Genomic DNA, 26,390 nt, shown 5'->3' on the forward strand with positions numbered 1-26,390 from the left:
GCGGCGGGCGACTGCGGACCACCCCGCCTGAGCATGGGCATGGGCATGGGCATGGGCATGACAGTGAAGCGTGAGGCCTTCCCGCTCGGACACTGAAGTGGGATGGCTATGGGGCGAGTTGAGGTAGCGCGGGGGTGAGCGGGGGCGCTCAGGACTTGGCGCGGAGGACGTCGATGTTGCCGTACCGGGTACGGGCGTGGACCTCGACGGTGTCCTCGCCCGTCTCCGGTGACTCGGACGCGGTGAGCGTGTTGCGCACCTGCCCGGAGCCCGAGCTGACGTCGAGCCAGGCCGCCGTGCCCTCGCGGACACCGATCTCGATGGCGCCGTAGGAGGTCTCCAACTGGACGGTGCCGCGGGCCACGTCGGCCACGCGCAGGGTGCCGTGCGCGGTGGTCGCGGCGACCGAGCCCTCGGCGCGCACGATGTCGATGTCGCCGTTGGCGCCGCTCACCCGCAGCTCCCCGTTCGCGGCGCCGACGGTCGTGGTGCCGTGCGAGTTCTTCAGGATCGCGGATCCGTCGACGAGGCCGACGCGCAGGCTGCCGGAGCTGGTGGTGATCTCGGCCGTACCCTCGACGCGGTCCACGGTGATCGAGCCGTGCGACGCGGTCAGCTGCAGCGGCCCGGTCGTGTCCAGGCGCACATCGCCCGAGGAGGTCTTCACCCGGACCTCGCCGAGCCGGCCCTCGCCGAGCACCTGGGCCCAGGCGCCGGTCATGTCGATGCGCGAGCCGGTGGGCAGGTCCACCGTCACATCGACGACGCCGGTGCGCCCGAGCAGATAGCGCTGCTTGGGCGTCCGAACGGTCAGGGCGCCGCTCGCGTACATCACCTCGGTCTGCTCGGCGGCCCGCACGTCCGCATCCCGCTGCGGGTCGCGGGGCCGCACCTCGACCACCGTGTCGAGGCGGTCGCCCGCGGTGAACCGGATGGACCCGGCCTCCACATGCGCCGTGGCCGAGATCGGTTCGGGAGTGTCGAAAGAAGGCATGGCTGTCCCGTCCTCTTGGGTCTCATGATCGTCCCCGCTGGTGGGGACGTGGTGTCGGTGACGCGGGGCGGGTCTGAGCGCGGCTAGTGCACCCAGCCCTTGAAGTTCTGTCCGACCGCGTAGGTCTTCTCCGTCGTACGTGGTCGCGCACCGCCGTCGACCGTCGCCGACACGGCGCGCACCAGCCACGCGTTGACCGACAGGCCCTCGCGGTTCGCGGCCTCCTCGGCGCGCGCCTTGAGGTGGGCCGGCAGTCGCAGATTGACGCGGGCGGTGCCACCGTCGTCGCCGTCCGTGGGGGGCGGCGGCGCGAGGGGTTGGGCGGGGGTGACCGCTGCTTCCGGGTGGCCGCTGTCACCGGGCGGCAGCGTCACCACGAAGTCGGGGTCGAGCCCGCGCAGCCGTACGTCGACCGAGCCGGGGGCGAGCTCGCGGGTGATCTCGTCCATCGCGGCGGAGAGCACATTGAGCATGGTCAGTCGGGTCGCCGACTCCAGAGGAGCGGTGAGCCTCTCTGCCAATTCGCGGGCTTCGTCGCCGCCGGCTTCGGCGGCCACCGCCAGTTCGCGGCGGAGGGTGTCGACATACGGCGTGAGGTCCATGACGCCATGATGGCACCATGATGGCCCCACGGGCAAGTGGCGAGGCGACATCTCTGGGTCGACAACTAGCGAAGCGGCTCTGACCTGCGAAAACATACTGACACCTACCTGAGCGGCCGTGGTGCCATGCACGCCCCTTCGCCTACCGGGGCATGGAATGGCACCGGATGGCACCGGAAGGCGTCGGATGGCGCCAAGCCGCGCCATCCGACGTCACGTGACGCCAGCCGACGCCGCGTGACGCCATGCAACGCCACAAGAGGGCACCCTGCCGCGCCTCGCAACCCGCCGCTGTTCAAGATCAATTACTCGTGGCCTTCGAGCTGGCCGACTCCGGCGATAGCCCCTCAGAACGCCGGCCTGCGGCACTTACCCTCGACCGCGCCCCTAGCCCGCTCACAGTGGCTGCCCCGCATGCCCTACGCCCTACTTCGCGGTCGCGTCGGAGCCGCACAATGCAGAGCAGGTATGGCGAGCTGTTCACCCACCCTGGCCGCCGCCTCCCGCAGCCAGATGTGGGCGGCGTCCTGGGTGTGCACAGGATGCCACCACATCGCCTCCTGCACGGGGACGGCCTCGAAGGGGCAGGGCAGGGTGCGGACGGCGGACACGCCCTGGAGGCTGCGGGCCAGGCGTTCCTGGATCATGGCGACCCGGCGGGTGCCGGCCACCAGGGGCGGCAGCAGCTCGAAGCTCTGCACCGACACCTCGGCCGCGGGCTCGATGCCGAGCGTGCTCAACTGCTTGGCGATCGGGGCGTCGTACGGCCGCTGATAGACCGCCCACGGCAGCCGCGCCAGGTCATCCAGCGTCAGCTCTTCCCCGATCTCCGGGTGGTCGTCCGCCAGCAGGCACACCCAGCGGTCGCTGAAGAGTTCCACCGAGGGGAAGCCGTTGATGATTCCGTGGGGCATGAGCAGACCGTCGACGGTGCTCAGCATCGCGGCGGTGTTCTCCACCATCGCCGGGCCGGGCTGTTCGAAGCGGAGCCGGATGCCCGGCGCCTCGCGGTGCAGGAGGCGGGAGAGCTCCGCGCCGAAGACCGCGACGCCGTAGTCGGTGCCGAGCAGGGTGAACTCGCGGTCCTCGACGGCGGGGTCGAATACGGCCTGTGCGGTGAAGACGCGCTCAAGAAGCGCGCAGGCGGCGGCCGTACGGTCCAGCAGGGCGGCCCCGAGCGGGGTCAGCTCGTACGCGTTTCCGCTGCGGATCAGCAGATCGTCGTCGAAGTGCCGGCGCAGCCGTGCGAGCGCCGCGCTCATCGCCGGCTGGCTCAGCCCCACACGCCGACCGGCCCGGGTGACGTTGCGCTCCTCCAGGAGCGCGCGCAGGGCAACGACCAGATTGAGGTCAAGGCTGGCGAGGTCACGGAAGTTCCCAAGTCGTTCGCCCGGTCGAGGGCGGCCCCATCCACCACATCGGTTATCGGATGGGCGGATCAGGGCCAGAGTAGCCGCAATGCAGGGGAGTTTCCGGGGCCTTACGGGGGCTTACGGGGCTGGGGGCCGGGGAGCACGGCGTGCGGCGCCCCGGGGCCGGCCGGCAGCTCGGAGGGTCAACCGTTCCGGCACGCCACACCGCTGTGAGCAGGCAGCTCCGAGAGCGCTCTCACCAAGTCATTGACAGGGCCGCGCCAACGGCGCTTCACTTCCCGATGGCAGGTCCATACCAGACCGACCGCACCGATCGGCGTCCGCCGCGCCCCCTGCCCGGCGGCTCCTCGTTCGGTCGGCAGCCCCCTCCCCCACAGACCGAGGCGAGTCATATGTCCCCTTGGAAACGCCCCCGCTCCCTCCGCGGCATCGCCCTCGCCGCCGCGGCACTCACCGCCGCGCTCAGCTGGGCACCCGGCTTCGCCTCCGCATCACCCCCAACGGCCGTTCCCGACAAGGAGGTTCAGGCCGTGGCCTTCGAGGACACCTTCGACGGGCCCGCCGGATCAGCGGTCGACGGCGGCAAATGGCAGATCGAAACCGGCGACAACGTCTCCAATCACGAGCGCCAGTACTACACCGCGGACAATGCCAACGCGGCCCTGAACGGCCAGGGGCAACTGGTCATCACCGCACGCCGCGAGAACCCCAAGGACTACCAGTGCTGGTACGGGCGGTGCGAGTACACCTCCGCCCGTCTGAACACCGCTGGCCGCTTCACCCAGACCTACGGCCACGTCGAGGCCCGGATGAAGGTGCCGCGCGGCCAGGGCATGTGGCCGGCGTTCTGGATGCTCGGCGATGACATCGGCCAGGTCGGCTGGCCGAACAGCGGCGAGATCGACGTCATGGAGAACGTCGGCTTCGAACCGAGCACGGTGCACGGCACCCTCCACGGCCCCGGCTATTCGGGCAGCGGCGGCATCGGCGCGGCGTACTCCCTGCCCGGAGGACAGGTCTTCGCGGACGACTTCCACACCTTCGCCGTCGACTGGGCACCCGACTCGATCACCTGGTCCGTGGACGGCAACGTCTTCCAACGCCGTACCCCCGCCGACCTCGGCGGCAAGCAATGGGCGTTCAACAAGCCCTTCTTCCTCATCCTCAACCTCGCCGTCGGTGGCTACTGGCCCGGCGACCCCGACGGCTCGACCAGCTTCCCGCAGCAACTCGTCGTCGACCACGTCCGCGTCACCACCTCCAACACCAGCCGAACGACCGGGTGACCCACCTTGTCGACCTGAGCCGCCGCTGACCTGGACAGTTACGCGCCGTGCCTCAGCGCAAGGGGCGCGCGCCTTCCGGCCGGCAGGCCACGGTGCGCGCCCCCTCGGCTGCTCGGGCACGCGTGGGTGGATGTCGTACAGCCGAGATGCCACGCATCCGAGATCACGCGCGCCGGCTCATGGGTGAACCGCCGCATGCTATGGCGCGCGTGTCCCGGAAGCGGCAAGATCCATGGTCATGGATCAGGGGGCTGCCGCCGTTTTAGCCGCAGGTGTTGCCGGCATCACCGGTGCCGTCGGTGCGGCCGTGGGAGCCGCGATCGCCGGCCGCGCGACGCGGAACCAGGTGGTCAAGGAATACGCAGTGCAGAGGGCGGCCCGCCTGGAAGAGCAGATACGGCTCGCCTGCGACACCTTCCACGAGCGGGGCATGGCCGCGCTGCAGGCCGCCAAAGCGCTGGAGGAAGCCATCTGCAGTGCGCGCAACGACGTCGCGCAAGAGCAATCCTTCGCCGAGGCCATCAGCGCCGCCCTCTCGGCCACCTCCGCTGTGCGGTGGTGCCGGCCCGAACTGGAGCGCCCCGCCCGCGAGTGGTGTGTGGCCATCAAACAGGCAGCGGACGCTGCGCGAGCCCTCCGTGGCGCCCCTGAGGCAGCAAGGAACCCTGACTCCACGCTCAACCTCCGGCGGACGGCGGCATGGGCGCGGGAAGACCGCGCGCTGCAGACCTTCTGGCAGCACGTCAAGGACGCCAAGTTGAAGTGCCTGAGTGAGGCGACGGAGACATAGGCGCAAAACGCAATGTTGATGTGCCGTCAGTGCTGCGCCTCCCTGATGGTCTCAGCGGCCGACCGGGCAGAGTGTGCGCTGTTGGGCCCAGTGGGCCTGCCTTCCGGGTGACGGGGAGGCGGGGCAGGGGGCACCCCCTCATCCGTAGCCGTGCTAGGTGGCGTTGAGGCCGGCCAGCCTCAGCACAGCGTCCAACCCGCGATGTGAGCCTGCGGCGGCGCCCGCGGGAAGGACGTAGGAGCGGAGGCCGGAGCCTGCCGCGCCGCCGTCCTTCGCGGGGTGGTCGCCCACCATGAGCGTCGACGCCGGTTCGACACCCAGCTCTCGGCACGCGTGCTGGAAGAGCGCCGGGTCCGGCTTCTCGGTCTTGTGTTGGTAGGAGTGCACCCAGGAAGTGAAGTGGTGGTCCAGGTGGTGATGGGCGAAAGTGGGACGCAAATCCCACCCCACGTCGCTGACCACCCCCAACGCCACGCCGTTGGCGGTGAGTTGACTCAGCGTGGACGCGGTGTCCGCATAGGGCACCCAATGCTCGGGGGCCTGCAACTGCGCGTAGAGGGCGTCGGCGACCGGGGCGAGCTCGGGAACCGAGGAATACCACGTGGTGAAGGCATGGCGGTGGGCTCGCGACGACACGTCCCGGGCATGCTGAGCCGCTACCACGGACGGGTCGGACAGGCCGGCTTCGAGTCCGCTCAGGATGAGGTCCATCCCTACGTCGTCGACCGGCCGCGGCAGCGCCGCCCGGATCCTGTCCGCGTACGTTCCGATCTGGAACAGCGTGCCGGAGAAGTCGAACAGTACGGCCCGGACGGCGGACGGGCGTCCGGAAGTCGTGGCACGGATGGGCCCTTCCGGACCACAGACAGGGAGACGGCTCATGCACGCTTCCTATCGCAGCGTCGGCGGAGAGGCCAGGCGCCCGCCCCGCTACCGGGTCGCCGCGCCGTGAACGACCTGGGCACCGCCCTCTGCTCTGCGGGGGAAAGGCCCGGCTCACCATCGTGGGCGCCCGGCTCTTCCCGCGCGACGGTCCGGCCGTCGTGCGGGTAGAGCCGGGCGCCCACAAGCTGCCCCAACGGCGATCAGCCGACCGGCACCGTGGAGGTGTCCTTCCTCTCCATGGGGCCGGCCCAGGTGCGCCGCGGCGGGAGGCCGACGAACTTTCCGAAGATCAGGGCCGCGGCCGTGGCCGCCACCACGCCCGGCACGATCTCGTAGATGCCCGACTGGAGCGGCCCGAGGAGCGGGTCGATGTGCTTCCACAGGACGACGGTGACCGCTCCCGTCACGATGCCGGCGATCGCGCCGGCCCGGGTCATGCGCGGCCAGTAGAGCGACAGGAGGATCACCGGGCCGAAGGCGGCGCCGAATCCCGCCCAGGCGTAGGCGACGATGTCCAGTACGGCGCCGCCGCTGAGCGCGATGACGTATGCCACCAGTGCGACGACCACCACCGTCGCGCGGGCCGCCAGCACCATCGCCGCGTCCCCTGCCCGGCGCTTGACGAATGTGCGGTAGAAGTCCTCGGTGAGCGCCATGGCCGAGACGAGCAGCTGGCTGTCCACGGTGGACTTGATGGCTGCCAGCACGGCGACCAGCAGGATGCCCGCGATCCAGGGGTTGACCAGCTGGGCGCAGAGTTCGATGAAGACGGTCTCCGGATTCTCCAGCGTGTTGTCGAGCGCGGCGATCCCCACCAGACCGACGAGGGAGGCGCCCGCCAGGCAGACGACCACCCAGCTGACGCCGATACGGCGGGCCAGCGGGATCTCCCGTGTGCTGCGGATGCTCATGAAGCGGACCAGGATGTGGGGTTGGCCGAAGTAGCCCAGGCCCCAGGCGAGCAGGGAGATGACCGCCACCGCGGTGAGCGGCTCGCCGGTCGTCCAGCGGCTCCCGTCGAACTCGGCCTGGCCGGCCATGTCCAGGAGGGATGCGCTCTTGTCGGTGATGGCGCCGCGCAGGGCGCCGAAGCCTCCGAGCATGCCGATGCCGATGGCAGGCAGGGCCAAGGCCGCGAGGAACATCAGCGTGGCCTGCACCGAGTGCGTCACGCTCACCGCGCGGAAACCGCCCAGGACGGTGTAGAAGACGATGACCACGGCGAAGACGGTGAGCGCGAATTCGAAGCCGCCACCGAAGATGCCCTCGAACAGGACGCCACCGGCCAGGAGTCCGCTGGCCACGTAGACGGTGAAGAACACGACGATGACGGTTGCCGAGAGCAGGCGCAGGACCCTGCTGCCGTCCTCGAACCGCTCCTCCAGATACGCCGACAGCGTCTTGGCGTCGCCGGCCAGCTCGGTGTACGTCCGCAGACGCGGCGCGACCAAGCGCCAGTTGAGGTACGTGCCGGCGGCGAGGCCGACGGCGATCCACGTGGCGCCGATGCCGGCCGCGTACACGGCGCCGGGCAGCCCGAGGAACAGCCAGCCGGACATGTCACTGGCCCCGGCCGACAGGGCCGCAACGGGTGCGCTCAGGCGGCGCCCGCCGAGGGCGAAGTCGGAGAACGTCACGGTGTCCTGATAGGCCCAGATACCTACGGTCACCATCGCGAGTAGGAATACCCCGAAGATGATCATTACGGGTACGATCAGGAGTGTCACCACTGCTCCCTTGATACGGGTACTGCCAAGGATTGCGGGGCCCCGGAAAGGGGAGAGCCCACGAGGAGTCCCGGAGCGACAATGATCCGGCGCGTGCTGACAATACGGATCAGCCGTCGAAAGCGGCACCCCTTTGGCGGATCTCCTTGGCGTTCCCAGCCCCTTTGACCTCGGGCTTGCCCCTCCACCGGCCCTGCCCGACTCCCGTTCCGCGCAGCCGGCAACACCCGTCGGTCCAGTAATTTGCCGATTCGAAGCCGAAAAGAGACTCGACCGAACCCGGCCCTTGCCGGACTTGTCGTCGATGTCGACCCGCTATCCACTACACGGCATTTCCTGAACGGGAGTTACTGTCCGGTCTGAGGAAGTCAATTTCCAAACGATAACGTTGAACACGCAATTGCTGTAGGGGCCCGCGAAATTCCGGCGGCCTGCCACACTCCGGAACTTTCCCCCGTCCCTCCCGCTCCCCAGCCCCATCCCAGCCCCCAACTCGCCGACTATGGCTGGTTTCCCGGTGTGATCAAGCCCGCGCGGCCACTTGGGTGGGAGGGACGGCCGAGCTGGACGAGGGGGATGGATGTACGACTACATCATCGTGGGTGCCGGTTCGGCGGGGTGTGTGCTCGCGGCCCGGCTCACCGAGGACGCCGACACCCGGGTGCTGGTCGTCGAGGCCGGTCCCCCGGACGACGCGCCGGAGATCCACATCCCTGCCGCCTTCGGCAAGCTGTTCCAGACGAAGTACGACTGGAGCTACCTCAGCGACTGCGAACCCGGCCTGGACGGCCGCCGGCGGTTCCTGCCCCGGGGCCGGATGCTCGGCGGTTCATCGTCGATGAACGCGATGATCTACATCCGCGGCAACCGGCAGGACTACGACGGCTGGGCCGCCGGCGGTGCGGAGCAATGGGGCTGGACGGACGTTCTCCCCTACTTCCTGCGGGCCGAGGACTTCCAGGGCCCTTCGGCACCATGGCACGCCACCGGCGGTCCGCTCACCGTCAGCGAGGGCCGCTCGCGGCATCCCCTGATGGCCGCCTACGTCACTGCCGCGCAAGAGGCAGGCCACCCCCTGACCACCGACTTCAACGGCCCGGAACAGGACGGCGTCGGCTACTACCACCTCACCCAACGGGACGGCATGCGTTGCAGCACCGCGGTCGCCTACCTGCGGCCGGCCCTGGACCGTCCGAACCTCGACGTGCTCACCGGGGCCCAGTGCACCCGCGTCCTGTTCGAAGGCGACCGCGCGACCGGCGTCGAGGTGGACCGGGGCGGCGAACTGCTGGCACTGCACGCCGAACGGGAGGTGCTGCTCTCGGCCGGTGCGTACAACTCCCCGCAGCTGCTCATGCTTTCCGGTATCGGTGTGGCCGGTGACCTCGCGGCCCGAGGCATCACGCCCCGCGTGGACCTCCCGGTGGGCGAGAACCTGCAGGACCACCCGCATGTCGGGCTGAGCTATCTGACCGACAGCGAATCCCTGATGACCGCGCAGACCGCGGACAACGTCCGGCTGCTGGAGGCCGAGGGCCGCGGACCGCTCACCTCCAACGTCGGCGAGGCGGGCGGCTTCCACCGCACCCACGAGGGGCTGGCCGCCCCCGACATCCAGGTGCACGCCACGCCGGTGATGTTCCACGAGGAGGGCATCAGCCCGGTCACCGACCACGCCTTCATGTTCGGCGCGGTGCTGCTCTCCCCCACCAGCCGCGGCAAGGTCTCCCTGCGGTCGGCGATCCCCAGCGCCAAGCCGCACATCCTCCACAACTACCTGACCACCGAAGACGATCGCGCCACCATGGTCCGCGCGCTGCGCCTGCTGCTCGACATCGCCGACCAGCCCAGCCTGCGCAAACAGCGCCGCGAGGACTTCCTGGTCCCCCGCTCCCTGGACGACGCCGGCCTACTGGCCTTCGCCCGCCGCGAGTTGCAGACCCTGTACCACCCGGCGGGCACCTGCTCCATCGGGCCCGTCGTCGACTCCCGCCTCCGGGTGCACGGTGTGCGCGGCCTGCGGGTGGTGGATGCCTCCGTGATGCCGACCATCGTGCGCGGCAACACCAACGCCCCCACGATCATGATCGCGGAGAAGGCGGCGGATATGATCCGCGGCCTTCCGGCGCCGGCCTGACGGGAGAGGCCGCCGCGCGTGCACGGCGGCGCCCGGGCACCTCCCCCGGGGCGTCCCGGCGCATCGTCTTTGCGTACGCGTGTCGGTAGATGTGGCGCAGGCAACAACCAAAAACGGATGATGCCTCCGGTCCCGCGTTGTTGAGGAAGCGGAACGCTGCCTGCAAGCGGCGCTCTCCGACCGCGCCTCAACCTAGGAGACCCACACGTGAATGCCAGCGACACCGCCGCCCGGGCGGCGCAGGTGCTCTCCCGCACCTTTTCCCTGGACGGCCTCACGGTGCCGAACCGGATAGCCATGGCACCGATGACCCGCGAGTTCTCGCCGGGCGGCGTCCCGGGGGCGGATGTCGCGGACTACTACGCACGCCGCGCCGCCGGCGGCGTCGGCCTGATCATCACCGAGGGTACCTACGTCGATCACGCGGCTGCCGGAACCAGCGGCGCCGTCCCCCGCTTCCACGGCGAGGACGCGCTCACCGGCTGGCGAGGCGTGGTGGAGGCGGTCCACGCGGCGGGCGGGACGATCATGCCTCAGCTGTGGCACGTCGGCATGGCCCGTAAGGCGGGCGCTCCGCCGTTCCCCGACGCACCGCCCTCCGGGCCGTCCGGTATCTCCCTCGACGGCGGGCCGGCCGGGCACACCATGACGCAGCAGGACCTCGATGACGTCATCGCGGCGTTCGCCGAGGCTGCCGCCGCCGCGGAACGCCTCGGCTTCGACGGTGTCGAGCTGCACGGCGCGCACGGCTATCTCATCGACCAGTTCCTCTGGTCGGGCACCAACCGGCGCACCGACGCGTACGGCGGCGACCTCACCGCGCGCACCCGCTTCGCCGCCGAGATCGTGGCGGCCTGCCGCGCGGCGGTCTCGCCGGGCTTCCCGGTCCTGTTCCGGATGTCCCAGTGGAAGATGGGCAATTACCAGGCCCGCCTGGCCGACACGCCGGAGGAGCTGGACGCGATCGTGGCGCCGCTCACCGAGGCGGGCGTGAGTGCCTTCCACTGCTCCACCCGCCGCTACTGGCTGCCGGAGTACGAGGACTCGGACCTCAATCTCGCCGGCTGGGTCAAGAAGCTCTCCGGCAGGCCGACCCTCACCGTGGGCTCGGTAGGACTCGACAACGAGTTCATCGGGACCTTCAAGGGCGAGCAGGCCGGGGTCGCCGGCATCGACCGGCTGCTGGACCGGATGGAGCGGGACGAGTTCGACCTCGTCGCCATCGGCCGGGCTCTGCTCGGTGACCCGGAGTGGGCCGCCAAGATCTTCGAGGGCCGCACCGGCGAACTGGTGCCGTTCGACGCCGCGATGCTGCGCTCGCTCAGCTGACGCGGAGGCGGGGGCACGGCGCCGCTCCGGCGCCGTGCCCCGCACCGAGACGACCGTGTGACCGCGACGGGACTACCGGAGCGCATACGTGCGTCGGGCAACCGCTCGTGAGCGATACGCCTAGTGGGCGCCCGAGAATCGGGTGATGGCCGGGACGAGGTCGCCGCGTGTTTCGATGCCCGCGACCCACAGCCGGGAACTCTCCGGAACGGTCGCGAACCCGCGGACGACGACGCCCGGGTCGGTTGTCTTCTCCCACCGTTTGTCCGGCGCGTTCCATCGCAGAGCCACGGGAGCGGCCCCCTTCCCGCCCACGGCCCGCAGCGTGCCGTCCGCGGCCCTGCCCACAGCTCGCAGGCGGCCGTCCGGGACGTCTGGAGTCGTGGTCGCGGTCCAATTGGTGCCGTCCCAGTGGACCGCGTACGGGCTCTCGGAATCGCCTGACGTGCTGCTGCCGCCGCCGACCGCCCAGATGTCGTCGGCGCCGAGCGCGGTGATGCCGCTCAGCCAGTGGTGGGCGCCCGCCGGGTCGGGAGCGGTGATCCGCTTCCAGGAGGTGCCGTCCCAGTGCAGCAGCAGAGCCGTCTGCGGCGACTTCTCGTCTGCGGTGTACGACGTGCCCACGGCCCATACGTCGTCGGCGGCGACGGCTGTCACCGCGCTCAGCTCACCGGTGCCCACGTCGGGCACGGTCTGTCGCTTCCATGACGTGCCGTCCCACAACTGGACGGCCGGCACGCCGTCCTTGACCGACCGGGCCATGGCCCGCCCCACCGTCCATGCCTGACCGCCAGGCGCGGTCGCCACGGCGTCCGGGACGACCCGGCCCGCCGGATCCCTGTCCAGGGGACGGGTGGTCCAGGTTTTTCCGTCCCAGTGCTCCGTCGCGGACCCGACCGCCCAGATGTCGTCGGCCGACCGAACCGCGAGGGCCTGCGGAAAACTGTTGGCCGGCAGCGTGGATTCCTGCGTCCAGGCCGCGCCGTCCCAGCGCAGGGCGACCGCCTCCAGGGCGGTGGCGCTCTTCAGCCGGTAGCCCACGGCCCATGCCTGTGTGTCGCTGAGTGCGGCGATGCCGGCCAAGTCGCCCTTGGCCACGGGCACCGGCGTGCGCTGCCATGTGCCTGCGTGCGAGGCAGCCGCTGCGGGTGCCGCCGATGCGGCGGGGTCACCGGCCAGGGCGGCCAGGGCGAGGGGCGCGGCCGCCACGGCGGCTGCGAGCGCCACGAGCAGGGGCGCCCGGCGGCGTATCGGCCCCCGCGCCGGGGCGGTGGATGACGATTTCGTCATGCTGTCCTCCGTCAGGTGTGGGTCTCAGGTGGTGAACGGCGGGTACTCAGGCCGTGGTCTTGAGAACGAAGTCGAAGGTGCCGGAGTAGGCCCCGCCGGGTCGTGCGGTGAGTGCGATGGTGCAGGCGCGGTTGTGCAGCCTGTCCGCGACGTTGAGGGCGGCGAAGTCCCGGCCGTATGCCTCGGTGTCATCGGGGAAGTACAGCTGGGTGACCAGGACGGGACTCCCGGGGGCCTGGACCCGGGTGTGGATGTGCGGTGCCCGTTGCCCCCAACGGCCCCAATAGTCACGGGGGATGATGGTCCGGAGCAGGTAGACGCCCCGGTTGTTGGTGTACTGATGGCCACGGAGGGCGAATCCCGAGGTGTCGTAGTCACCGTTCCGGTCGCACTGCCAGAACTCGATCAGGGTGCCCGGCAGCGGGGTGCAGCCGGTGTCGTGGACGACTCCCGTGAGGTCGATCCGCACCCCCTGTGTACCCGGGGTGACGAGGTCACCGCGCTCGGGGGAGGCCGGCTTGAAGAGCGGGCCTTCGACGGAAGCCGGAGTCTCCTGCCCGGAGCAGGCGGGCGTGACGGCCTTCGTGAGCCCTGCGGGGCGCACGTGTGACGGCTGCTTCGGCGCGGAGGTCGGGACGGGCTGCTGCGCCGCGGCGGCCGAGGCCGCCGAGGCTGTGACGGTTGCCGCGAGAGCGACCGAGGTCACGCCCGCGGAAGTGGTCCTGAGGAACGCCCTTCGAGAATTGCCCTGCGTGACGTCGGTGACGTCCGTGACGTTCATGGCGTCCTGGTGCCGGGCTTCGGCGCCGTCGGCCGCCGGTTCCGCTTCGTCGTCGTACTGCATCGCATCTCCAGGTGAATCGGCATCGAGTCGAGCGTCGCTTCAACTCGGCGGGCAGGGCGCCCCGGTGGGAAGAGCCGCACGCTCAGGCAGCCGCGGAGCGCCCTGTTCCGCACAGTTTCCGGGGCCGCGCCGTTCCGTACACGGATCGGATGACCGGTGAGTTTGCGCGCGTGACGAAACCGCGAGCGGCAAGCCGGGCGGAGGGTGTTTGGCGGACTGTGGTTCCTCAGCGCGCGGGGCCCGGGGACCGACCTGAGATCCACAGCGCGATCTGCGTACGGGAACGGAGCCCCGACTTGTCACGGACCCTGTCGAGATGTCCCGCCACGGTGCTTCGGGAGAGGTCCAGGTGCGCGGCAATCTGACGGTTGGTCAATCCCTCGGCGACCAGCCGCGCGATCGCCGTCTCCCGCGCCGTCAACGCCGGCCCACCGCCCGCGTATCCGGCGTGCTCGGCGTCGCCGAGACCTTCCGGCGGGTCGGGGACAGACCCTTCGACGGCGGAGGGGTGGTGGCCGGCCGCGGCGGTGCGTGCGGGCGCGCTGTCCGCGTGTCGCAGGGCGTACGCGGTCAGCGGCTTTCCGCGCAGCCGGCGGCCCGCGGTCACGGCCGAGTCCGCGGCGGCGGGGCGCAGCCGCTCCCTCGCTCGTGCGGCGGCCGCGGCCACCTGCTGCTGCCAGTGCGCCTCGGGCTCCGTGTCGATCCGCCGACGCATCTCCACGGCCGCCGCGGACAGCCGCAGTGCCCGTTCCGCGTCACCCCGCTCGGCTGCCGCGATGGCGAGACCCTCCAGCGGATACAACGAGTGATAGCTCTCCACAGGCGCTTGGCGGAGCACCTCCGTGAACAGCCTTTCAGCGCCGCCGGTGTCCCCCTGAGCCAACCGGATGGCGCCGGCGGTGTGCAGTGCCGCCATCACCTGACCCGGAGGGGCCTCGGCCCGCAGCGTGGGCAGACACTCCGCCATCAGCTCGTCTGCCGCGGCCGCCCGGCCCGTCTGGAGCAGCGCCCAGGCCAGATGGTGCAGGCACAGGGCGGTGTCCAGCGGGTGACCGAGCGGGCGGACCACGTCGAGGCACTCGGCGAATGCGGTGACCGCCTCGGCGAATTCGCCCCGGCACAGGCGGGCGGCCCCCAGCGCGTCCAGCGCGTTGGCCACGTCTGCGGCCCGACGCCGCGCGCGGGCCACGGTGACCGCCTCCTCGGCGAAGGCGAGGGCAGCTCCGTGATCTGCCTGGAGACAGGCCGAACGGGTGGCCAGTGCCAGCGCCGCACCCCGGAACCCACCGTCCTCCGCCTCGGAGAGCACTCTGGTCAGCAGAACGCGGGCGAGCGTCAACTGCTCCTGGTGGTAGTGCAGTCGGGCCAGCGCGAGCGCGAGCGTGACATGGCGGGCGTCGGGCCGGCCGGTGGTGTACGCGACGGCCGCCGCGAGGTTCTCCCGCTCCGCGGCGAGCGGCCGGACGGCGGCGTCGGCGAATACCGAACCGTGATCCTCGGCGGCCTGGCCGGCCAGCCGGTCGAGCGCGCGGTGCCAGGTGGCGTGCAGCTCTCCCGCCTCGGTGAGTCTGTTGATCCCGTAGGCGCGAATCGCGCTGAGCTGCCGGAACCGAGCCGCGTTCGGTTCGTCGCCGGGCACCCTGACGATCAAGGATTTGGCCTCCAGCGCGCAGAGCACCCGCAGCACCTGGTCGGAAGGCACTCCAGCTGCCCGCGGCGCCCCGTGGCCCGCCTCCCGCACCGCCTCTGTACCGAGCTCCGGGCCGCCGGCGCAGACCGCGGCAGCCCCGGCGGCGTCGAAGCCGCCTTCGAGCACCGACAGGCGCCGAAAGACGATCCGCTCCACGGGCTCCAGCAGCAGATGGCTCCAGTCGATCGCGGCGCCGAGTCCGCGGTGTCGGCCCGGCCCCGTCCGGCTGCCGTCGGTGAGGAGGCCGAGCTGGTCGTCCAGCCCCCGCAAAATGTCCGCCGGAGACAGGGCCCCGACCCGGCGGGCCGCGAGTTCAACGGCGAGCGGCAGGCCGTCCAGCCGCCGGCAGATCTCGGCCACGGTAGGCGCGTTGCCGGGGCGCAGCGCGAAGTCCGGTGCGCAGGTCCGGGCGCGCGCGACGAACAGCCGGACCGCCTCCGCGGGCCGCTGCTGCCCGTCCGCGCCGGGCTCTTCGCCGTGCGGTGCGAGCGCGAGCACCCCCACGCGGAACACCACCTCGCCGGGCACCCGCAGGGCCTCCCGGCCGGTGGCGAGAATCCGCAGGCCGGGGCAGCGGCTGAGCAGGGTCGCGGCCAGCTGCGCACAGGCCTCGATCACATGCTCACCGCTGTCCAGCACGAGCAGCATGCTGCGGGTGCCCAATGCGTGGACGAGGGCCTCGACGCCGGCCCGGCCGCCGCGCTCGCCGACCCTCAGGGCGACCGCGACGGTCTGGGGCAGCAGCTCGCCGTCGCGGAGCGAGGCCAGCTCGACCAGCTGGGCGCGTCCCCGTCGGCCGATGCGCACCCGGCTCGCGAGTTCCAGCGCGAGCCGGGTCTTGCCGACCCCGCCGGGACCGATGAGGGTCAGTAGGCGGGTGGACCTCAACAGGGTGCGCAGACGGGCGAGTTCACGCTCGCGGCCGATGAACTCGTCGAGCGGCCGCGGCAGCCCACCGCCCGGCGCCTCCGCCGTCCCGTCGAGTGGATCTGTCGCCTCCGGCGCACCGGAGCCTCCTCGGACGATCTCCTGACGACCGGCGCGGCGGCGGAACGCGCGTTGCCGGCAGGCGCCGGAGCAGTAGCGGGCGGGTCGGCCACCCCTGGCCTTGCCGTCTCGCCCGTGCGGGATGGGGGAGGGCAACTCGGCGCCGCACATCTCACATGTCCGCGTCGTGGTCACCCGCAGCACTCTTCCCCAACTGCCGCACCAGCACCAGCAACCCCTGCGCTCTTGGCAGCTGTGATCCGGCCGTACACGGGAGCCGTCGGGTCCATGGATCTCCGGGTCAGCCCCGCGATCCGGCGTAGGTCTCCAGCAGCTCCAGGAACCGGCGGCTGAAGAGATAGGCGTCTCCCGGCCACCGGGCCGAGAGGTAGTTGCCGTCCTGCACGACGAACGCCGGCGTGTCGTCGGCCGCCGTGCCACGCGCGGTAAGCGTCCTGGGCCCCCGGACGAACCGCCCGTCCGGTTCGTCAAGAGCTGCCCTGACCTCGTCTTCCACGTACGCAGGGTAGGTGCGGTAGTAGCGCCCGAGGCGCCAGGCAGTAGCCAGGTAGGCGGAGCGCTCCATGTACTTCGGCAGGCAGGTCGTTCGCCTGCCCGCCAGCACACTACGGTCGCCGACCGCATCACCGGCTTCCGCCTGAGCGGCAGCGCAGGGGGCGCCGGATGCCGTACGGGTCCGCGCGGCGACCAGGACGCCGTGGCAGATCGCGCCGACCGGACGGTCCAGTGCCCAGAATGCGCCGACCTGCTGTTGCAGAACCGCCGAGCCCAGGTACTGCCGCATCCCCGGCGCGTGCCCACCCGGCAGGATCAGCCCGTCAAAGGCGTCCGGGTTCAGCTCGCCCCAGCTCACCGTCTCGGCGAACTCCGCGCTCTGGATGAGTTCGTCGTAGTAGCGCCTCGGCTCCTCCGCGGCACCGAGCCGGCGGAACAGGACTCCGGTCAGCAGCTTCGGATCGCCCGCGGGCCGGGTGCCGGCCCGCTCGGTGGCGAAGGTGACCCGGTGGCCGGCATCGGTGAGCAACCGCCAGGGCACCGCGACCTCGGTGATGTCGAAGTCGCGATCGGGAAGGGGGATCAGCACACGCATGCGGTCAGGATGCCAGCCGCCCGGGCGGACGTCGCGCCCCAGGGCACGAACCGAGGCGAGGATTCCGGTGGCCCGCGAAGCGGCATACCGCAGGCCCGAACGGCGCCCGAGCCACGGCGGATCGGGTCTCGTTTTGGAGCGGAGCCGGAATCTCATTACGATCCGGCGATGATCATAAGAAAACGGTGGGCGGCCGGGGTGTGCGGGCTGCTTGCCGCGCTGGCAGTCGGGCTGCTTCCCACACCTGCCACGGCTGATGAGCCGGATTCCCACCCCTCCCCCAAGGTCGAGTTGACGCTCGACGTCAGCGGCTCGATGCGCGCGCGTGACATCGACGGACAGAGCCGGATGACCGCCGCCAAGCAGGCGTTCAACGAAGTGCTGGACGCGGTGCCGGACGAGGTCCAGCTCGGCATACGCACGCTCGGCGCCAACTACCCGGGCGAGGACCGGAAGGTCGGCTGCAAGGACACCCGGCAGCTCTACCCCGTCGGGCCGCTCGACCGGACCGAGGCGAAGACGGCGGTGGCGACCCTTCGCCCCACCGGCTGGACGCCCATCGGCCCGGCCCTGCTGGGTGCCGCCCGCGATCTCAAGGGCGGCGACGGAACCCGCAGGATCGTGCTCATCACGGACGGCGAGGACACCTGCGCCCCGCTCGACCCGTGCCAGGTGGCGCGTGACATCGCCGCCGAGGGCATCCACCTCGTCGTCGACACGCTCGGGCTGCTGCCGAACGCCAAGACCCGCAATCAGCTGAGCTGTATCGCCGAGGCGACCGGCGGTACCTACACCTCCGTGCAGCACACCGAGCAACTACGCGACCGCGTACACCAGTTGGTGGAGCGCGCCGCCGATCCCGTCGTCACACCGGTGGCCACCAAGGGCACCGCGCAGTGCGCCGACGCCCCGAAGCTGGCCGCCGGGCTCTACACCGACCGGGAGAAGTTCGCCGAACACCGCTGGTACCGGGTGGAGGTCCAGCCCGGTCAGGAGCTGCGGGCGTCGGTGAGCATCGCCGCGGACCGCGCGGTCAACAACGACTACGGGGTCCTGCTGCGTGCCTCGACCGTGCACGGCCGGGAGATCGTCCGCGGCTCGGAGGCGGGCGACGGGCGCACCGATGTGATCTCGTCCGGACTGCGCTACCCCACCGCGCCACGCGACGCGGGGGACGACGACGCGAAGCCCGCGGCGGAGACCGTCTGCCTTCAGGTCAGCAACTCCTTCTCGGCGCCCGCTTCGGTCAAGACGGATCCGGGCCTGCCCGTCGAGCTGACCGTCGACGTGGTGGACGGGCCCGGCGACGCTTCCGATGTGGCCTCCTTCGGCCTCGGCCACGGCTGGTGGCTGCTGGGGTTCCTGGCCCTCACCGGACTGCTGGCCGGACTGCTGTGGGGCTGGATCTCCCGCCTGCGCGTCACCGTATGGAGGACCAACTGATGCGTACCGTAGGCGTATTGATGACCGCGGTGCTGGCGGGTGCCGGTCTCTTCGGTATGGCGCGAACCGCCGCTGCCGACAGCCCCGCACCGAGTCCGAGCGCCGGCGTGGACGCCGAGGCCGCCGCTCCGACCGAGGCGGGCACCTCCTTCCGTACGGCGACCGCCGTCCGGCCGGGGCAGCGGGCCACGGCCGACGCGTCCACCGGCGATTACCTGTACTGGGTGGTCCCCGTCGATGCGGGGCAGCGCGCCACCGTCACGGCGAAGGTGAAGCTGCCGGAGTCCGCCCGGCAGGGCGCGGCCACCTGGCGGCTCGATGTGTTCGACGGGCTCCGCCGGCGTCAGTCGTGCAGGTACGGCGCCCAGACGAAGGTGGCAGCCGCGGACGCCTCGTCCGTCGAGCTGTCCTGCACGCTGCGCACGGTCCGCGCCTGGGCGGAACCGTGGGCGAACGATCCCCTGCCGGGCAGCTACTACCTCCGCCTGACCGTCGTGGATCTTCCGCAGGATGATCTCGGTCTGCCGGTACACGCCGAGGTCGAGGCCACGACGACCGACGAGGGCGGCGCACGGGCCGTGGACGGCTCGCTCGCCGCTCCCCTGGTCCCGGGCGCTGCCACCGCGTCCTCGCAGCCCGATGAGAGCGCGTCGTCCCGGCCGGCCACGGCCATGGGCGAGCCGGAGGGCGGCTGGTCCTCCGGGCGGTGGTCCGACCGGTGGATCTGGACGGCGGTGGGAGGACTCCTCGCCGCCCTGGCGGGGATCGGGGGATACCGCCTCACCCGGGGGACCGGCCGGCCGGCCGGGGTGCCCGCGTCGCGGGTGCCACCGGGCGCCTGACGTATCCGGCGGGGCGGGACAGCGGGACGAGGCCGGGACGTTTCTGAGGGCGAGCGGATCAGCCCTTGGAGTCGAACCCTTCCTGCCCGTCCGGTCCCGTCCGGCCCATCAGGCCGGCCCATCAGGCCCAGCCGGTCCTACGGGCCCAGCCCACCGGACCTGCTGTCAGGCCCGGCGCACCGGGCGGCCGCGGCACATCGCCGTGGCCGCCCACCCGACCAGCTGCCCCCTGGCCCTTCCCCGAGCCGCCGCGCGCCGATGACCTCGCCTCCTCTCACGTCGGGCGCGGCACCCCGGGCACAAGTTCCGCCATGGAGATCGGCCCTACCGGCCCCCCGGGAACGGTTTCCGGGTGTGTCAAAGTGGAATAAGCACGGAGAATGCGGTACAAGGCGGACGGCTCGGTGGGAGCCAGATGATTCCGTAGCCGGGCGGAGAGGGCGGTCATGTCCATACGGTCTGAGCGTGTCGCGGCGGTCACGGAACCCCAGCAGTACGCGAACGCACGTGACACCGAGTACGCGGACCTGTTCGGACAGGCACCGGTGATCTTCGCCGCGCTCCACGGCCCGGAGCTTCTGCTGGAGGCCGCGAACCCGGCCTTCTTCGAGGTCTTCGGAGGCGACGCCACGAGCGTCGGCAAGCCGGCCCGTGAGGTGATTCCCGAACTCGTACCGCAGGGCGTCCTGGACCGGCTCGAAGCGGTGTACCGCACCGGGACCGCCTACCGGGCCCGAGGCGGGCGGCTGGTCATCGGCGGGCCGGGTGAAGAGCGAGAGGGATTCTTCGACGTCACCTACGAGCCCCGCCGCGACGGGGCGGGCCGCATCGACGGGGTGATCGTGCTCGCCGTGGAGACCACCGCCTTCCACCACGCCCAGCTGCTGGCCTCCGAGCAGCGCATTCTGCTGGAGCAGATCGCCCGCGACGCCCCACTGCAGGAGATCCTGCTCGGGATGGCACGGACCATCGAGGAGCTCTCCCCGGACACCATCGTCTCGGTACTGCTCGCCGACGTCGACGGGCTGCACCTGCGGCACGGCGTCGCCCCGAGTCTGCCGCCCTTCTACAACGAGGCGATCGACGGGATAGCCATCGGTGAGGGCGTCGGCTCATGCGGGACGGCCGCCCATAAGCTCGGGACAGTCATCGTCACCGATATCTTCACCGATCCCCTGTGGGAGAACTACCGGGACCTGGCGGAGCGGGCCGAGGTCGCGGCGTGCTGGTCCACCCCGATCCAGGGCGCGGACGGCCGGCTGCTCGGCACGTTCGCGATGTACCACCGCTCGCCCAAGGCTCCCGAGCCCAATGACATCGCGCTGAGCACCGCCTTCGCCCGCATCGCCGCCCTCGCCATCGAACGGCACCATACGGCGGCGGCCCGCCGTGCCGCCCAGGAGCGGGAACGGGCCGCACGGGAGGACCTGGCCTTCGTATTGGAGGCCAGCACCGCCATCACCCGCGAGCCGCACTATGCCGACTGTCTCCAGTGCCTGGCCCGGCTGACGGTGCCGGCGCTCGCGCCGCTGTGCACCGTCCACGTCCTGGAGGAGGGCCGGATCCGGCAGATCGCGGTGGCCGCCACCAGCCCGGCCAAGAAGGACCTGCTCGCTTCCCCCGCCATCCGCGGCAAGGTCGACGAGGCGGTTGCCCGGGTACTGGCCTCCGGCGCCACCGAGACCGACCACGGCGGCGACTCGCCGGCCGGGCTCTGCGGGCAGCCGGGCGTCAGCGGCTACGTGTGCGCCCCGCTGACCACCCGCGGACGCACCTTCGGCGTCATGACGCTCCTGGCGACCGACCGGCCCCCGGACCAGCACCTCATCGCCCTCGCCGAGGAGCTCGCCCGCCGGGCCGCCTCGAGCGCCGACAACGCCCACCAGTTCAGCGACCGCGTCCAGCTCGCCCGCGATCTGCAGGCCGGCCTGCTGCCCCCCGCACTGCCGGTGATCCCCGGAGCCGACCTGGCGGCGTCCTACCACCCCGCGGGCGAAGGGCTCGACGTCGGTGGCGACTTCTACGACGTCTTCCCGCTCCCCGACGAGCGCTGGGCGATCATGATCGGCGATGTGTGCGGACGCGGCGCCCGGGCGGCCAACACCACCGGCCTGGTGCGTCACACCACACGGGCCGCCGCCCGTCTCCTGACCGACCCGTCGGCGGTGGTCGGCGCCGTCAATGACGCGCTGAACGCCGACCCCGAGGACGTCGACACCTTCGTCTCGCTGGTCTACGGCGAGCTGCGGCACGCCTCGTCCCACCTGTCGCTGAACCTGATCCGCGCCGGCCACGTGCCCCCGCTCGTACGCCGCGCCGACGGCACGGTGGAGGAACTCGTGCAACCGGGCCTGCTGTTGGGTATCCACCCCGGCTTCGAAGGCTCCCCCGGCAGCGTCGAGCTGTATCCAGGTGACAGCCTGGTGCTGGTGACCGACGGGATCACCGAAGCCCGCTCCGCCGACGGCGAGTTCTTCGGGGAGGAGCGCCTGGTGGACGCCCTCGGCGTGTTCCGGCCGGCTCCCCCCACCTCCGCCGCCCTCCTGCACTTCCTCACCTCCGCGGTCACCGCCTTCGCGGGCAGCTCCACCCTCGACGACCAGGCCGCACTGGTCATCACCGCCACCTGAGACGCCGCACCGGGCGGCCGGTTCCGTGGCATCACCGAGGGTGGTGGAGCAGAGGGAACCTTTTGGGGCGACCTTCCCATACGACTCCATGGGTGCAGGTCAGCGCCGGGGCGCCGGGGCGTGCGGCGCTGCCGACCGCCATACTGCGAGGACTCCTTCTCCCCTGTCCCGAAGGGAACTTCACGTCGTGTCCTCCTCCTCGCCCACCCTCACGCGCACCTCCGTCGCGATCGTCGGTGCCGGGCCCGCCGGGCTGACGGTCGCAAATCTGCTGCGGAACGCCGGGGTCGACTGCGTACTGCTGGAGGCGGAGAGCAGGGAGTTCATCGAGCAGCGGCCACGTGCCGGGTTCATGGAGGAGTGGGCGGTACACGCGCTGGCCCGGCACGGGCTGGCGGATCGCATTCTCGAACGCGCCGAGAAACAGGAGCAATTCGAGTTCCGGGTCGCCGGGCAGCGGCATACCGTGCGGACCGCGAAGCTCTCGGGCCGACGCCATTTCGTCTACCCCCAGCCGCTGCTGGTCACCGACCTCGCCGCGTCGTACGTGGACCGGGCAGGCGGCGATGTGCGGTTCGGCGTGCGGGACGTGGTGCTGAGCGGCCTGGACGGCGAGCGGCCCGCCGTGTCCTACACCGATCCGTCGAACGGCGAGCGGCACCGTGTCGAGTGTGACTTCATCGCGGGCTGCGACGGCGCGCGCGGGGTGACGCACGCGGCGATACCCGCCGACCGGTCGGTCATCACCCGTCACCACCACGGCGTCGCCTGGCTGGCGCTGCTCGCCCAGGCGCCGCCGTCCGCGGACGGTGTCGTCTTCGGCATCCACGAGCAGGGCTTCGGTGCCCATATGGCCCGCAGCCCCGAGGTCACCCGTTACTACCTGGAGGTTGCGCCCGGCGACGACCCCGCCAACTGGCCGCACGCACGGGTGTGGGAGGAGCTGCGCATCCGGCTCGGCGCCGCCGGTGCCCCGCCGCTGTCCGAGGGGCCGCTGATCGAGCAGGTGGTCCTCGACATGCACAACTACGTTGTGGAGCCCATGGCGTACGGCCGCCTCTATCTGGCGGGCGACTCGGCCCATCTCGTCGCGCCCATCGCGGCGAAGGGCATGAATCTCGCGATCAACGACGCGCTGTTGCTCGCCGGCGCGCTGATCACGCACTACCAGGGCGACGACAGCGGCCTGGCGGGCTATTCGGAGGCGTGTCTGCGGCGCGTCTGGCAGTACCAGGAGTTCTCGCAGTGGCTGTCGGAGGTGATGCACGGGGCCTCGTCCGGTGACCGGTTCCGCGCGGGCACCGCCGCGGCCCGGCTCCGGCGGCTGCTGGGCTCCGAGTCCGCGGCCCAGGCGTTCGCGGGACTGTACCTCGGCGAGGAGGCCGACCTGTGACGGTCTGACACGTCGCGGGCGGAGCAGGCTCCGTGTGTGGTGCGGGTGTTGACGCTGCGGGTCCGGCAGGTGCACCGGGCCCGCAGTCGTACGCCGGGTGCTGTCAGCGGGCCAGCAGCCGGTGGAGCGCCAGCGGCGTCACATATCCGGACCAGCGGCCGTCGTCGAAGAGGTGAACGCCGGCGTCCTTGTAGCACTGGTCGACGAGCTGGGAGCAGATCATGTGCCCGGTGGCGGAGATATAGCGGCGCAGCCCCGGGACGGGGAGATGGATCCGGTGGGCGGCGATCGCCACGTAGTCGAGGAAGCTGTACGGCACGTCCACGTATGCCCGGGACGCGGAGCAGATGTCCGCACGCTGCCGCTCGGAGAGGCCGGACGGGCAGACGTACAACACCTCCACGCCCTCGTAGGACGAGAGCGGCCGGACCCGGGCCCCGCCCGGTTCCGCTTCCAGCAGCTGGTTGTCGGGCAGCACGAGGAACGCGTGCTGATAGTCGGCGAATCCGTTGCCGTTCAGCCATTGGCCGATACGGATCAACCGGCCCACATGGCCGGAGATTTGAGTGAGCCCGATGTCGCCGGGCAGGGGATCGGAATGAATCATGTGCGACTCCAGGAGACGCGAGAGGGGATTCGCAGAGGTGATACCCCTCTTCCGGGCTGATGGAGCGTCCGGACGGTGACGAGTACCGCGGGATGCGGCGAGGAAGACGGTCCGGGGTCCGCGCATCCCCGAAGCGCTTGTGGGGGACGGCAATCGAAGCGGGTGTGGGACCAGCGCCGGGTGCGCGCGTAGACAGTGTCTACTCGCTCCTGGTAGACAGTGACCATGAATGCTCAGGACGTGGGACTTCGAGCCCGTCTGGTGGACGTCGGGGTCGACCTGGTGAACAGGGAAGGGATATCCGCGCTGTCCCTGCGGGAGATCGCCCGCCGCGCCGGCGTCTCGCACGGCGCCCCCCGCCGCTACTTCCCGACCCACCTGGCCCTGCTCTCCGCCATCGCCCGACAGGGCTTCGCCGAACTCACCGGCGAGGTCGGCGACGCACTTCGGGACAGCCAGGCGAGCCCCCGCGCGCAGCTCATGACGCTGGGCCACGTCTACCTCGGCTTCGCACTGTCCCATCGCGGCATGTTCGAGCTGATGTTCCGTCACGACTTGTTGCGCAGCGATCATTTGGGGCTTCGGGAGACGAGCCTGCCGCTCTTCCACACCCTCGTCGACCTCGTCACGCGGGCACAGCCGACCCCCGACGCGCCGCCGCCCGTGGTCGCGGGTGCCCTGTGGGCGAACCTGCACGGCATCGCCCAGCTGTGGGGCTGGGGCAGCCTCCAGCTCGCCTCCGGTGTGGCGGATGTCGAGCCGCTGCTCCACGCCGCGTTGGCAGCGCATCTGGGAGCGGACGACTCATGAGTTCACGGCTCGCTCAGCGCCTCACCCTCGCCGGCAGCATCACCGGGGCCGTGATCGTCGCCCTGGACGGAACCTTGCTGACCGTCGTGCAGCCCACCCTGCAGAGGGATCTGCACGCGACGTTCGCACAGGTGCAGTGGACCAGCACCGGATATCTGATCGCCGTGGCGAGCCTGCTCGTCTTCGCCGGTCGCCTCGGCGACCGGTACGGCCATCAACGCGTCTTCGCCGTAGGGATGCTGGGCTTCGGCGCGACGTCCGCGGGAATCGGCATGGCAAGCGGCGTCGCGTGGGTCATCGGACTGCGCGTCGCCCAAGGAGTCTTCGGCGCACTGCTCCAGCCGGCCACGCTCGGGATGCTGCGCGCCGCCTATCCGCCCGACAAGCTCGGCATGCCCATCGCCCTGCGCACCAGCGCCATCGGAGCGGCAGCCGCGGCCGGCCCGGTCGTCGGCGGGGCGCTGGCCGCCCCACTGGGCTGGCGTGCCGTCTTCTTCCTCAACGTGGCGCCCGCCCTCGTGATGGGTGTGCTGGCCCTCGCCGTACGGATCCCGGCACCGGAGAAGACCCGCGAGGTCCGGCTCGACCTTCCCGGCGCCTGCCTTCTCGCGGTCGCCCTGGTGGCTCTGGTGCACACCCTCGTCGGCGTACCGGACACCGGCTGGACGGCGGCGACCGCGCTGGGACTGCTCACGATGACAGCGGCCGGTGCCGCGTTCGTCCGGCACGAGCGGCGTACCGCGAGCCCGCTGGTGCCTTCGACCGTGCTGCGCGCTCCGGCCATCGCCGCGGCGCTGGGCGTGCTGGTCGCCGCATCGGCGTCACTGTTCGGCGCGCTGTTCCTCGGAACGTACTTCCTGCAGGACGTCCTCGGGCTGGACCCGCTCCGTACCGGCCTGAGAGTGCTGCCTCTGGCCGCGATGATGGTGCTCGGCGCGCCGGTTGCCGCTGTGCTTCTGCGCCGGCACGGGCCGCGCCGGACGTCCGTGGCGGGGATGATTCTCGTCGCCGTCGGCCTGCTGGTGATGTCCCGGCTGGACCAGGCGTCGACCGCGGTGACGACCGGCGGCTGTTTTCTCTTGCTGGGCGCCGGTTTCGGCACGGTGATGGTCACCGCGACAGCCGTCATCGTGCGCCATGCGCCGGTGGACTCCGCCGGTGTGGCAGGCGGGCTCCAGCAAACCGCGATGAACCTCGGGCCGGCGCTGGGGGTCGCGGCAGCCACGATGCTGATGGCACTCGCCGCGCCCGGCACCGCCATCCACCGGCCACACCACACCGGACCGCACACGCCCGACGCCTTCACCTCCGCGATGGGCCCGACGTTGCTCGTCCTGGCGACCGTGGCGGTGCTCGGGGCACTCCTGGCGACAAGGCTGCCCGGCCGAGGCGACACCGCGCCTCACCCGGCGCCCGCCGCGCCGCCGGCAGTCAGCGGCTCCGGGTCTCCGATGCCCTGAGTACGCCCCACGGCTCCGAGACGTTCCGGTCCCCCGTGCGTCTCGCGTCGGCACGCCCCGCCGACGTGGGTGGCCGTAGCGCGCGGGCGACAGCGCAACGGCCCCGGACGGTCGGATTCCTGGGGGTGGCGTCGGGTACGCGACGGGTGGAAGGGCTGCT

Annotated in this window: 20 protein-coding genes; 10 read left to right on the forward strand and 10 right to left on the reverse strand. The window is 71.3% G+C overall.

Annotation, left to right across the window (positions count from 1 at the left end; all coding sequences use genetic code 11):
• Positions 1–148 precede the first annotated feature (148 nt).
• From ACH4FH_RS16040 to ACH4FH_RS16050, 3 genes are all read right to left on the reverse strand, one after another.
• On the reverse strand, positions 149–994 hold the full coding sequence (locus ACH4FH_RS16040; RefSeq protein ID WP_398556442.1) for a DUF4097 family beta strand repeat-containing protein: 846 nt from the start codon (positions 992–994) through the stop codon (positions 149–151).
• Between the two features lie 83 nt (positions 995–1,077).
• Entirely contained in the window at positions 1,078–1,596 is a 519-nt protein-coding gene (locus tag ACH4FH_RS16045) for a hypothetical protein (RefSeq protein ID WP_398556443.1), read from the reverse strand.
• Positions 1,597–2,015: 419 nt separating this feature from the next.
• The gene (locus ACH4FH_RS16050) at positions 2,016–2,939 is read right to left on the reverse strand and encodes a LysR family transcriptional regulator (RefSeq protein ID WP_398556772.1); all 924 of its coding nucleotides are present in this window, start codon (positions 2,937–2,939) and stop codon (positions 2,016–2,018) included.
• A gap of 422 nt (positions 2,940–3,361) precedes the next feature.
• On the opposite strand from ACH4FH_RS16050, the gene ACH4FH_RS16055 reads away from it, so the two are divergent.
• Positions 3,362–4,255: a family 16 glycosylhydrolase gene (locus tag ACH4FH_RS16055; RefSeq protein WP_398556444.1), complete on the forward strand. Its 894-nt coding sequence runs from the start codon at positions 3,362–3,364 to the stop codon at positions 4,253–4,255.
• A gap of 232 nt (positions 4,256–4,487) precedes the next feature.
• On the forward strand, positions 4,488–5,045 hold the full coding sequence (locus ACH4FH_RS16060; RefSeq protein ID WP_398556445.1) for a hypothetical protein: 558 nt from the start codon (positions 4,488–4,490) through the stop codon (positions 5,043–5,045).
• A gap of 153 nt (positions 5,046–5,198) precedes the next feature.
• On the opposite strand, the gene ACH4FH_RS16065 is transcribed toward ACH4FH_RS16060, so the two are convergent.
• Together ACH4FH_RS16065 and putP are read right to left on the reverse strand one after the other, a co-directional pair.
• Positions 5,199–5,927 (reverse strand): HAD family hydrolase, encoded by a 729-nt coding sequence (locus tag ACH4FH_RS16065; RefSeq protein WP_398556446.1) that lies wholly within the window; start codon positions 5,925–5,927, stop codon positions 5,199–5,201.
• A gap of 203 nt (positions 5,928–6,130) precedes the next feature.
• Entirely contained in the window at positions 6,131–7,657 is a 1,527-nt protein-coding gene (putP, locus tag ACH4FH_RS16070) for a sodium/proline symporter PutP (RefSeq protein ID WP_398556447.1), read from the reverse strand.
• A gap of 580 nt (positions 7,658–8,237) precedes the next feature.
• Here putP and ACH4FH_RS16075 point away from each other — a divergent pair.
• Positions 8,238–9,794: a GMC family oxidoreductase gene (locus ACH4FH_RS16075; protein ID WP_398556448.1), complete on the forward strand. Its 1,557-nt coding sequence runs from the start codon at positions 8,238–8,240 to the stop codon at positions 9,792–9,794.
• Positions 9,795–10,001: 207 nt separating this feature from the next.
• Positions 10,002–11,123, forward strand: coding sequence for an NADH:flavin oxidoreductase (locus ACH4FH_RS16080; protein ID WP_398556449.1), 1,122 nt, complete (start codon positions 10,002–10,004; stop codon positions 11,121–11,123).
• 120 nt (positions 11,124–11,243) lie between these two features.
• On the opposite strand, the gene ACH4FH_RS16085 is transcribed toward ACH4FH_RS16080, so the two are convergent.
• The 4 genes from ACH4FH_RS16085 to ACH4FH_RS16100 form a co-directional block, all read right to left on the reverse strand.
• Positions 11,244–12,413: a hypothetical protein gene (locus ACH4FH_RS16085; protein WP_398556450.1), complete on the reverse strand. Its 1,170-nt coding sequence runs from the start codon at positions 12,411–12,413 to the stop codon at positions 11,244–11,246.
• Positions 12,414–12,459: 46 nt separating this feature from the next.
• Positions 12,460–13,257, reverse strand: coding sequence for a dioxygenase (locus ACH4FH_RS16090; protein WP_398556451.1), 798 nt, complete (start codon positions 13,255–13,257; stop codon positions 12,460–12,462).
• A 226-nt stretch (positions 13,258–13,483) separates the two neighbouring features.
• Positions 13,484–16,129, reverse strand: coding sequence for an ATP-binding protein (locus ACH4FH_RS16095; protein ID WP_398556452.1), 2,646 nt, complete (start codon positions 16,127–16,129; stop codon positions 13,484–13,486).
• Between the two features lie 106 nt (positions 16,130–16,235).
• Positions 16,236–17,045 carry a type 1 glutamine amidotransferase domain-containing protein gene (locus ACH4FH_RS16100; protein ID WP_398556453.1) on the reverse strand — a complete coding sequence of 270 codons (810 nt, stop codon included), beginning with the start codon at positions 17,043–17,045 and terminating at the stop codon, positions 16,236–16,238.
• 168 nt (positions 17,046–17,213) lie between these two features.
• Here ACH4FH_RS16100 and ACH4FH_RS16105 point away from each other — a divergent pair, with 168 nt between their 5' ends.
• The 4 genes from ACH4FH_RS16105 (at position 17,214) to ACH4FH_RS16120 (ending at position 23,353) form a co-directional block, all read left to right on the forward strand.
• Positions 17,214–18,488 carry a VWA domain-containing protein gene (locus tag ACH4FH_RS16105; RefSeq protein WP_398556454.1) on the forward strand — a complete coding sequence of 425 codons (1,275 nt, stop codon included), beginning with the start codon at positions 17,214–17,216 and terminating at the stop codon, positions 18,486–18,488.
• Positions 18,488–19,330 carry a hypothetical protein gene (locus tag ACH4FH_RS16110; protein ID WP_398556455.1) on the forward strand — a complete coding sequence of 281 codons (843 nt, stop codon included), beginning with the start codon at positions 18,488–18,490 and terminating at the stop codon, positions 19,328–19,330. Before ACH4FH_RS16105 ends, ACH4FH_RS16110 begins: the two co-directional genes overlap by 1 nt.
• Before the next feature lie 446 nt (positions 19,331–19,776).
• Positions 19,777–21,960, forward strand: a complete 2,184-nt coding sequence (locus tag ACH4FH_RS16115; protein WP_398556456.1) for a SpoIIE family protein phosphatase — start codon at positions 19,777–19,779, stop codon at positions 21,958–21,960.
• A 187-nt stretch (positions 21,961–22,147) separates the two neighbouring features.
• Positions 22,148–23,353, forward strand: coding sequence for a 4-hydroxybenzoate 3-monooxygenase (locus ACH4FH_RS16120; protein ID WP_398556457.1), 1,206 nt, complete (start codon positions 22,148–22,150; stop codon positions 23,351–23,353).
• A 103-nt stretch (positions 23,354–23,456) separates the two neighbouring features.
• Here ACH4FH_RS16120 and ACH4FH_RS16125 read toward each other — a convergent pair whose 3' ends face one another.
• Entirely contained in the window at positions 23,457–23,960 is a 504-nt protein-coding gene (locus ACH4FH_RS16125) for a hypothetical protein (RefSeq protein WP_398556458.1), read from the reverse strand.
• Positions 23,961–24,185: 225 nt separating this feature from the next.
• Here ACH4FH_RS16125 and ACH4FH_RS16130 point away from each other — a divergent pair, with 225 nt between their 5' ends.
• Entirely contained in the window at positions 24,186–24,770 is a 585-nt protein-coding gene (locus ACH4FH_RS16130; RefSeq protein ID WP_398556459.1) for a TetR/AcrR family transcriptional regulator, read from the forward strand.
• On the forward strand, positions 24,767–26,230 hold the full coding sequence (locus ACH4FH_RS16135; protein ID WP_398556460.1) for an MFS transporter: 1,464 nt from the start codon (positions 24,767–24,769) through the stop codon (positions 26,228–26,230). Before ACH4FH_RS16130 ends, ACH4FH_RS16135 begins: the two co-directional genes overlap by 4 nt.
• Positions 26,231–26,390 lie beyond the last annotated feature (160 nt).

It is taken from the genome of Streptomyces sp. NPDC017993, from assembly GCF_044328065.1.
GTDB lineage: Bacteria > Actinomycetota > Actinomycetes > Streptomycetales > Streptomycetaceae > Streptomyces.

Bases quoted from the DNA above. Each gene is read 5' to 3' on its own strand.
- ACH4FH_RS16040 (WP_398556442.1), bottom strand. From the start codon at position 994: ATGCCTTCTTTCGACACTCCCGAACCGATCTCGGCCACGGCGCATGTG.
- ACH4FH_RS16045 (WP_398556443.1), bottom strand. From the start codon at position 1,596: ATGGACCTCACGCCGTATGTCGACACCCTCCGCCGCGAACTGGCGGTG.
- ACH4FH_RS16055 (WP_398556444.1), top strand. From the start codon at position 3,362: ATGTCCCCTTGGAAACGCCCCCGCTCCCTCCGCGGCATCGCCCTCGCC.
- ACH4FH_RS16060 (WP_398556445.1), top strand. From the start codon at position 4,488: ATGGTCATGGATCAGGGGGCTGCCGCCGTTTTAGCCGCAGGTGTTGCC.
- ACH4FH_RS16065 (WP_398556446.1), bottom strand. From the start codon at position 5,927: ATGAGCCGTCTCCCTGTCTGTGGTCCGGAAGGGCCCATCCGTGCCACG.
- ACH4FH_RS16075 (WP_398556448.1), top strand. From the start codon at position 8,238: ATGTACGACTACATCATCGTGGGTGCCGGTTCGGCGGGGTGTGTGCTC.
- ACH4FH_RS16085 (WP_398556450.1), bottom strand. From the start codon at position 12,413: ATGACGAAATCGTCATCCACCGCCCCGGCGCGGGGGCCGATACGCCGC.
- ACH4FH_RS16090 (WP_398556451.1), bottom strand. From the start codon at position 13,257: ATGCAGTACGACGACGAAGCGGAACCGGCGGCCGACGGCGCCGAAGCC.
- ACH4FH_RS16100 (WP_398556453.1), bottom strand. From the start codon at position 17,045: ATGCGTGTGCTGATCCCCCTTCCCGATCGCGACTTCGACATCACCGAG.
- ACH4FH_RS16105 (WP_398556454.1), top strand. From the start codon at position 17,214: ATGATCATAAGAAAACGGTGGGCGGCCGGGGTGTGCGGGCTGCTTGCC.
- ACH4FH_RS16110 (WP_398556455.1), top strand. From the start codon at position 18,488: ATGCGTACCGTAGGCGTATTGATGACCGCGGTGCTGGCGGGTGCCGGT.
- ACH4FH_RS16115 (WP_398556456.1), top strand. From the start codon at position 19,777: ATGTCCATACGGTCTGAGCGTGTCGCGGCGGTCACGGAACCCCAGCAG.
- ACH4FH_RS16125 (WP_398556458.1), bottom strand. From the start codon at position 23,960: ATGATTCATTCCGATCCCCTGCCCGGCGACATCGGGCTCACTCAAATC.
- ACH4FH_RS16130 (WP_398556459.1), top strand. From the start codon at position 24,186: ATGAATGCTCAGGACGTGGGACTTCGAGCCCGTCTGGTGGACGTCGGG.
- ACH4FH_RS16135 (WP_398556460.1), top strand. From the start codon at position 24,767: ATGAGTTCACGGCTCGCTCAGCGCCTCACCCTCGCCGGCAGCATCACC.